The organism is Donghicola sp., assembly GCF_025210255.1.
Classification (GTDB): Bacteria; Pseudomonadota; Alphaproteobacteria; order Rhodobacterales; family Rhodobacteraceae; genus Donghicola; species Donghicola eburneus.
The window spans coordinates 1-7705 of the sequence record NZ_JAOARZ010000017.1 but is presented as its reverse complement, the minus strand read 5'-3'; the positions used below and the strand labels follow the sequence as shown (position 1 = coordinate 7705).

At 58.5% G+C, this 7705-nt stretch carries 9 protein-coding genes; 3 read left to right on the top strand and 6 right to left on the bottom strand.

Going from position 1 to position 7705, the window contains the following annotated elements; genetic code table 11:
• The coding region (locus tag N4A58_RS05710; protein ID WP_293708325.1) for an ArdC family protein at positions 1–160 on the bottom strand (160 nt) is incomplete at its 3' end.
• Between the two features lie 40 nt (positions 161–200).
• Complete coding sequence (locus N4A58_RS05705) at positions 201–671, bottom strand: hypothetical protein (RefSeq protein ID WP_224557871.1); 471 nt, start codon at positions 669–671, stop codon at positions 201–203.
• A gap of 293 nt (positions 672–964) precedes the next feature.
• Here N4A58_RS05705 and N4A58_RS05700 point away from each other — a divergent pair, with 293 nt between their 5' ends.
• Entirely contained in the window at positions 965–2167 is a 1203-nt protein-coding gene (locus N4A58_RS05700) for a Fic family protein (RefSeq protein ID WP_293708324.1), read from the top strand.
• A 135-nt stretch (positions 2168–2302) separates the two neighbouring features.
• On the opposite strand, the gene repC is transcribed toward N4A58_RS05700, so the two are convergent.
• The 3 genes from repC to repA form a co-directional block, all read right to left on the bottom strand.
• Complete coding sequence (gene repC, locus N4A58_RS05695) at positions 2303–3523, bottom strand: plasmid replication protein RepC (protein WP_293708323.1); 1221 nt, start codon at positions 3521–3523, stop codon at positions 2303–2305.
• A gap of 177 nt (positions 3524–3700) precedes the next feature.
• Positions 3701–4717 (bottom strand): plasmid partitioning protein RepB, encoded by a 1017-nt coding sequence (gene repB, locus N4A58_RS05690; protein WP_293708322.1) that lies wholly within the window; start codon positions 4715–4717, stop codon positions 3701–3703.
• Positions 4714–5901 carry a plasmid partitioning protein RepA gene (gene repA / locus N4A58_RS05685; protein WP_055296343.1) on the bottom strand — a complete coding sequence of 396 codons (1188 nt, stop codon included), beginning with the start codon at positions 5899–5901 and terminating at the stop codon, positions 4714–4716. The genes repB and repA overlap by 4 nt, the downstream gene beginning before the upstream one ends.
• Positions 5902–6137: 236 nt before the next feature.
• Between repA and N4A58_RS05680 the strand changes: the two genes are divergently transcribed.
• Both N4A58_RS05680 and N4A58_RS05675 read left to right on the top strand, forming a co-directional pair.
• Entirely contained in the window at positions 6138–6365 is a 228-nt protein-coding gene (locus tag N4A58_RS05680) for an AbrB/MazE/SpoVT family DNA-binding domain-containing protein (RefSeq protein WP_055296342.1), read from the top strand.
• Positions 6355–6750 carry a PIN domain-containing protein gene (locus tag N4A58_RS05675; protein ID WP_110281057.1) on the top strand — a complete coding sequence of 132 codons (396 nt, stop codon included), beginning with the start codon at positions 6355–6357 and terminating at the stop codon, positions 6748–6750. Before N4A58_RS05680 ends, N4A58_RS05675 begins: the two co-directional genes overlap by 11 nt.
• 61 nt (positions 6751–6811) lie before the next feature.
• Here N4A58_RS05675 and N4A58_RS05670 read toward each other — a convergent pair.
• The coding region (locus N4A58_RS05670; protein WP_243614108.1) for a recombinase family protein at positions 6812–7705 on the bottom strand (894 nt) is incomplete at its 5' end.

The window sequence follows — 7705 nt, the reverse complement described above, 5'->3', positions numbered from 1 at the left end:
TCACCCCCTGGTAGGGTTCGCCGCCCACGCGCAGGGGGCGTGAGCTGCCGCCTGCGGTCCAGGGCTTGCGCCACGGCAGGACGCCGCGCTCGATGATGCGGATGATTTCGTTTGTGATGACCTCGGAGGCATCGAATTTGGTCGTGCGGGATCGGGCCATGGCGGGCGTCCTTTCGAGTTTTGGTGAGAGGGAATGGTGATCAGATTGACTGAAGGGGCCTCGGATCGTTGGCGATCCTGGCACCGAGGGCTTCGACCATGTCGATGTAGGCGGTCAGCGAGACGGATCTGCCAGAACCGCAAGGATCAGGGTCGACCGATCCGTCCCGCGCCACCCGCGGCAGTCTCGCGAAGGCAATGACATCGGTGACGGGTCGGATATCGATGAAGGGCGTCCCTCGTGCGACCGCAAGAGTGGCCAAGGGAAAGCGCTCGATCGGCGCGAAGGTCGAAACGGTGGTCCAACCGAGATGGAGGAATGTCCCACCCTCCCCGCAGATCACGTGCGCGTTTGGCAATGACGCCGCCTGCTTCAGATAGCCGAGATCACGCAGGACGGTCTCACGCTCGAGCTGCAGTGCCTGGCCCGTCTGGCCGGTTCGGCGTAGTTCCTTGTGCCGCCACCACGAGGCGGCGGTCGCGCGTAACACGCACAAGACACCTGTTTGCATCGGAATGCCCTTCATCAATAACAGCAGACCGGAATCCGGCCCGGACCCATCTGAGGGACCCCAAAGGCCCTCATCCGTCAGTCACAAAACCCGAAGGACACTTTCTCTTTTTCCGGCCCCTTTGGGCACACAACAAAACCGAAAAGCCCGGCCCTTCTGCCGAAGCCATTGATTTCATGCAGCAATTCCAGATCGGCAGGCAAGATCGGCAACGCATATCGGCAAAACCTTGCTTGAAAGTACGAAATGTGTTTATTTTTCAATTACTTTGCAAACATGGAAGATCGGCAAAAATGCTGGAAACACCCGCCAGGATCGAACCCTGCTTCTTCGAGGAGCATATTCCCACAGAACTGGCAGACCTTTCGGTCGACATCCAGAGGGAAGCCACCGGGCTGGGACAAGGGTTGCATCCTGACAGCGCAGCCGAGCTTGCCGATCTCGTCCGCGTGATGAACTGCTACTACTCCAACCTGATCGAAGGACACAACACGCGCCCCCGCGACATCGAAAGGGCGCTGGCGGGCGCCGAGCTTGAGGAAGAAACCCGTCCCCTCGCCCTTGAGGCCCGAGCGCACGTCATCGTTCAACGGGCCATCGACGAGATGCATCGCAAGGGCACCCTGCCCCGCCCCACATCCGTCGAATTCCTGACTTGGGTCCATAAGAGCTTCTACGAAGAGATGCCGGATGAGTTTCGGGTCATCGAACATCCCGACGGCACACAAGAGCCCATCGTTCCGGGACGCATGCGCCAGGATGATGATCGGGAAGTTGCGGTCGGGCGCCACCTACCTCCTTCATCGTCGCGCGTCGCGGCATTCATGGACCATTTCGACAAACGATTTCAGATTGCGGCGCGGTCTTCGAGCGGACGGATCATCGCGATCGCCTCTGCACATCACCGGCTCAACTACATCCACCCTTTCCCGGATGGGAACGGTCGTGTCAGCAGACTGATGTCTCATGCCATGGCCCTCACAGCGGGGATTGGTGGCCAAGGGCTCTGGTCCGTATCACGTGGGCTGGCCCGCGGGCTAACCGATCGAGGCGAGTACAAACGGATGATGGATCTGGCCGACAGTCCACGCCGCGGAGACCGCGACGGACGGGGGAACCTGTCAGAAGCGGCACTGAAGACGTTTAGTGAATGGTTCCTAAAGGTGACGCTCGACCAGATCACCTTCTCAGCAAGATTGTTCGATCTCGGCGGACTAGACCAACGGTATCGTCGTCTTGTTGCAGATACCATCGATGACAAGCGAGCGCCGGAACTAATCTCGGCGGTTCTTCGGCATGGGGCACTGGAACGAGGCGATGCGCAGATTGTGCTCAAGACGTCCGAGCGTACTGCTCGCAACACGCTGAGTAAGCTGACCGCCGCTGGATACCTGACATCCGCCTCGCCGAAGACGCCAGTTCGGTTGGCGTTTCCGTTGGATTATCGAGAGCGGCTCTTTCCAAACCTTTTTGGAGATGGTGACCTGACTGAGTGATTTTCGTTAGTCCGCGCTCTGCGCAGGAAGGCGGGCCCAAGGAGAAAGTGGACGAATCCCCTAAGCAATGAGTTCACAGCTGTGAACCTGTCTTCTGCGCGACGAAACAAGACGCAGTTCACAGCTGTGAACTTTTCATGCAGCGTCCTTTCTCATAAGGGCCATGATCATGGGACCACAGGAGAATTCACCGAGCGCAGCCTTTGCAGACAGCGACCGCAAATACCCACCAGGTGACCGAATGTCGCCGAAGCGTTCCAACATTGCCAAGATGACCACCGATGCCTCTTCCGGGCCCATGTACTTTTTGGCCTCATCCCACGCTGAAGGAGAGACGCCCATCATAGGTCTTATTACATCGGCAACCCTTACTAGATCATGCCAGTGGCGCACAGGTCGTTCAGCATAAGTTCGGTATTCAGAGCAAGCGGCCAAAACGAGACCGAGGGGTATTCTAGGTAGATTGTTGTCGACCGAGACAGGCTCATCAGTACTACCCTCTGCAACCAGTGCTGTCGCCGGATCGGAGGCGCTGCCCTCGCCCTGCGCTTTTTCTAAGCGTGGTTCAAAATCATAAGAGTCTTTATTTGAATTCTGATAGTGCTGCTCATTTGTGACTTCATTGGTGCTCATATCTTGTGATTGCACTGGTTCCAACAGGTCCCTAATTGCGTTGAGGGCTTCGGACAACGTAGATTCCATCTGCTGCAACTCTGCAAAGTCGAGCTTGCGACGAAGGTCACGCGCCGTCAGGACGCATAGGTCGGACGCCTGGTCCCAGATGGCGTGGTCAGGGCGCAGAGAGCGGCCGTAGTCGACGAGACCCGCTAGATCACGGCGCATGAGGCTTACAGTGGTTCTAAGCCGCTTGTAGCGCTCCTCCGCAGCACGGACAGCCTCTGCGGCTTCGCACACTTCGACGAAGCGTTGGGCGAGGGGGGCCAGATCGAAGCCGAAAGCGATCTTTTCGTCGCCATATCGGCGCGTGTAACGCTTGCCGTTGGGACTGTCGCGACGCACTACGAAACCGGTTTGCACCAGGTTCGCCAAATGCCGCCGCATGGTCGAGCAGGGCATACCGTTCAGGCGCTCACAAATAGCCTTGTTGGACGGATGCACGACAGTTTCACTATGGTTCCCGCCAACGATCGTGGCCTGATGGAAACTGACCAATGCCTGAAGCACGCTCAAATCACGGTCGGACAAGCCGAAGGCGATACGGGCAGCGGCGAGTTCGCGAAGTGCTTCCCATTTGTTGACGCCAGAAGGCGGGAGGTCCTGTTGCGCCGCTGCCTGATAGTGCAGAATGGCAGCATTTATGGGTCGCCTGAAAGGCGTTACGGGGGTGTAGTCCATTTTACATTCACGAAGACAAAGAAATCACGGTCCGCGAATCACTTAAGACTTGCGAAAAACGGCGTCCGAGACTAACTTGAGAGTGCTAAGAACAAGTCAGGGTCTCGTAGGGCGGTCGCTTTGCGGGACCTTTTCTTTGGCTTTTTCGTGCCTCCTGTTTTTGGTTTCTGCTCTTCCTCAGTCTTCTGAACGCTGCTTCCAGCGTTCGTGAAGTTCTTCAATCAAATCATCGGCTTCAGACTCTACCCAGTCGGCAAACTTACTATTCTGCAACTCGATCGAGATCCCTTTGGCGGTGCGTTTGAGCGTGCCGCCACGTTTGCCCCCAATCCTGAGCGGCTGACTGGATGCAGCAGAAGGGGAGGGGGCCTTGGCCGGTTTGACTAACCTTGTGACAACCTTCGACACGGCCTCGAACGCCTGCACAGAGGGGTCGTCGGTCGCAGGTGCGGCATCAATCACCATGGCCACATCGGCCTTGCCATGGGTTTCCTCAGCAAGGCGGATCAGGCTGCCCCGATCCAGGTCGTTGTCCGCGATGGCACGGCCCATGGCCTCCCACCGGGGTCGGCCGATGCCGTGTGCAGCACCGATGGCGCGGATGAGGTCTGTACCGACCATGTCGGCGATGGCCATGGCCATGGACACCGAAGATTTGGTCACGGTCAGAACTTCTGCAACCTGTGATTGATTTCCAAAACCCGACGATACGAGTTCTTGCGCAAAAATCGCCTTTTCAATGAAGGACAAATCGCGGCGCGCCATGTTTTCGGAAATCTGCGCACGCAGGGCACTGTCATCATCCAGATTGGCAACCAGTGCGCGCACCTTGGCGACCTTGTCTGACTGGCGGATCGCCTCGAGCCGCCGGCGACCATAGACGAGCAGATAGCGGTCCGCCTCTGACGGGTGCCGGCGCACAAGAATTGGTACGGTCTGACCATTCGCCTCGATTGCGGCGCGCAGATCATGTACATCGGCTGGATCAAGCCGGTCGGCCATTCGGTCGTCGACGATACTGGCCGGGTCGAGTTCCCAGACATGATGTGAATCGACCGCATCACGGGCCGAGCGCAGGGCGCGGTTGGACGTCATCATAGGGGTCGCGGCACCAGCCTGAGGGGTAGGGGCCGGGCCACCGGCTGCCGCGAGATTGTCGAGCATCGACATCCGTTTTTTCTTGCCACTCGTCATGACCGCCCCCACGTTTTCTGAATAAGATCAGCGACTTCATCGTTCAGCGCGTTCAGGCTTTCAAGGGCGCGATCGTAGGTCGTGCGGGTAAAGGCGCTCCGCTCGACTTCGTATAGGGTTTGCTTTGTCAGACCTGCATCGGAGATCGCCGTGGATTTGAGCATTGGCGAGTTGAGCACCGCATCGCCATACATGGTGCGCAGAAAGGCGACGATCCGGTTTTGTGGTGCATCCTGAGGTTCATAGCGTGTCAGCGCATAGCGCATCCAGTCGTGGGACATGTCCGCACCGCTTTCGGCGATCACGTCCATTAGATCAGCCGTCATGCGCAGAAATTGCGACATCGACATCACGTCGAGCATTTCCGGATGAATTGTGACCAGCACGCCGGTGGCGGCCGAAAGTGCGGACATGGTGAGAAAGCCCAGTTGCGGCGGGCAGTCGATGACCACAACATCGTAATCGCCGTCAACCTGCGCCAACGCCTCTTTCACGCGGAAAAAGAACAGGCCTGCGTTGCCTTGTGAAAGAGCACGCGGCGTTTCGTGTTCGAACTCCATCAGTTCCAGATTGCCCGGGATCAGGTCGAGGTTCGGGATATAGGTCTTGCGGATGACAGCGCGGATCGGCTCTGGGTCGTCATAGCGGATCGCGTCATAGAGCGTGCCGCCATCTGTCAGATCGAATTCGGGCTGTACGCCATGTAACGCCGTGAATGAGGCCTGCGGATCAAGATCAATGCCCAGGACGCGATAACCGCGCAAGGCCAGCCGTTGTGCAAGGTGTGCCGAAGTCGTCGTTTTGCCCGAGCCTCCCTTGAAGTTCATCACACCGATGACTTGCAGGTGATCGCCATCACGCCGTCCGGGGATATAGTCTCCAGGCTTGCGCGCGGTCTTTTCCAGCAGGATACGCAGGGCCTGAATGTCCTGCGCGGAATACAGGCGACGATTGCCGGCCGTCAGTTCAGGCGAAGGGCCCTTGCCATCAAGGTTGATTTTGCGCAGGTATGAGTCGTTCACACCAAGAAGCGCTGCCGCCTCGCCGGAGGTGAATTTGCGCATTTCCTTTGTGGCGTCAGGGGGAAACAGGCTCTCGCGTTGCGAATGCAACTGGTTGGCCAGCCACTCGGAATGCTGGCGGATGACCGCGTTCAGGTCCTGATGCACGAAAGTCTTGTTCATCTGCCCTCTCGATCCGCGCTACGCATCTTCGGCGTGTTCACGGTTATTGACGTTTTTTGCCTCGTTTCCGTGACTATTGCCGTAAGAGTCGGATTCGCGCAAGTTTTTTCCACATCTTGTGTGAGCTCACCGTCGAAACACAAGCCCGTTCGCCGTCGTCGTCGCATGCTGATCTTGGCAATTGCGGCAAGATGATATACATACAGGCTCGTATATCCACTTGGAGGAACGACACCATGCAAGTTGCAAAATGGGGGAACTCGCTCGCGGTCCGGCTGCCTGCCGATCTTGTGCGCGAACTCGGCCTCAAAGAGGGTGACCAAATCGATCTGATAAAGGACGACGGTACCTTGCTCGTCCAGCGCCAACCTCGCGCCGATGAAGTCCTGCAAGGGCTAAGGCGGTTTCGCGGAAAGCTATCCAAGGACGCACGCCTGAGCCGCGACGCTGCGCATGAGCGCTGAATTCGCGGATACAAATGTCGTCCTTTACCTTCTTGACGACGGCCCAAAGGCGGATCGGGCGGAAGACATCCTGGGGCAAGGGCCGCGGATCAGTGTGCAGGTCCTGAACGAAGCGATGGTCAATTGCCGGAGGAAAGCCGGTCTCAGTTGGGAGGAGACCGGCGCTTTTCTCGCAGGGGTCCAATCCTTGTGTGAAGTCGAAGACCTGTCTGTGCAAACCCATTTGGTGGGCCGAGCTTTGGCAGAAAAATACCAGCTTTCGGTCTATGACGCGATGATTGTGTCGGCCGCCCTTATTGCTGGATGCACGACTTTGTGGAGCGAAGATATGCACGACGGATTGCTGGTTGAAGATCAGTTACGCGTCGTGAATCCATTCACCTGACCAGAAAACGGGCTGCAACCTTGCAATTGTTCCATGAGTTGGAAGATTTGCAAGGTTGTGTTTATTGCTCGCACTTCAGCAAGCCCAACTTCTCCGCGCGTTCCAGCAGCATCCTCACGGACGACGGCTGCCAGCTGGCGCGTCCGCGCGGGGTGCGTTCGCGCATGGATTCCAGTCGGTCACAGATCGCCTGGAGCGTGATGTCAGGGTCCGCGCCCTTGATGCCAGCGACAATCGCGGGCAGGCGGTCGTCGGTTTCGCGTCGTCCAGCGCGACCAAGCACTTCATTGGGCAGAAACCCGTCGCGCACATAGGCTTTCACTGCGCGCAGAAGGCGGCTTTGCGTCCAGTGGCGGTCGTAGGGCAGGGGGCCATTGATGATCCGAAGCACATCTTCCCAGGCCATATCGGGTCGAAGTCGTCGGACATGTGGCACCCAGTCCTGAGCCGTCTCGTTCAGCCGCTCCATGTAGCCGTCTTGCCGCGCGCGCCGCACTTTGCGTAGCGCCGCTGGATCGCGGGCGCGTAGGCCCGGGTTCCCGCCGACCCGGCCCTTAGTACGGGCACTTGCCAGCCCCGCCTTGGTACGTTCGCGGATCAGCGCCCGCTCGAACTCGGCCGCGGCGCCTAGAACCTGCAATGTGAACTTGCCCTGTGGGGAAGCGGTGTCGATGGGGTCCTGCAGGGAGCGGAAGAAAGCTCCCTTGGCCTCCAGACGTTCGATCACCTCCAGCAAGTGCGACAGAGACCGCGCAAGCCGGTCGATCCGCACAACGACCAGCGTATCGCCGCTCTGGACGCGTTCGAGCACGCGTGCCAGCACCGGTCGCGCGCGATTGCCGCCCGAGGCGTGCTCTTCAAAGATCTCGACGCAACCCGCAGTTTGCAGGGCCTCAGACTGGGGCAGGGGGGTCTGATCCTCTGTGGAAACACGGGCGTAGCCTATCAGGGGCAT

Excerpts from the sequence above, each read along its gene's own strand:
- N4A58_RS05680 (WP_055296342.1), top strand. The coding sequence starts at position 6,138 with ATGCAAGTTGCAAAATGGGGGAACTCGCTCGCGGTCCGGCTGCCTGCC.
- repA (WP_055296343.1), bottom strand. The coding sequence starts at position 5,901 with ATGAACAAGACTTTCGTGCATCAGGACCTGAACGCGGTCATCCGCCAG.
- N4A58_RS05700 (WP_293708324.1), top strand. The coding sequence starts at position 965 with ATGCTGGAAACACCCGCCAGGATCGAACCCTGCTTCTTCGAGGAGCAT.
- repB (WP_293708322.1), bottom strand. The coding sequence starts at position 4,717 with ATGACGAGTGGCAAGAAAAAACGGATGTCGATGCTCGACAATCTCGCG.
- N4A58_RS05705 (WP_224557871.1), bottom strand. The coding sequence starts at position 671 with ATGCAAACAGGTGTCTTGTGCGTGTTACGCGCGACCGCCGCCTCGTGG.
- repC (WP_293708323.1), bottom strand. The coding sequence starts at position 3,523 with ATGGACTACACCCCCGTAACGCCTTTCAGGCGACCCATAAATGCTGCC.
- N4A58_RS05675 (WP_110281057.1), top strand. The coding sequence starts at position 6,355 with ATGAGCGCTGAATTCGCGGATACAAATGTCGTCCTTTACCTTCTTGAC.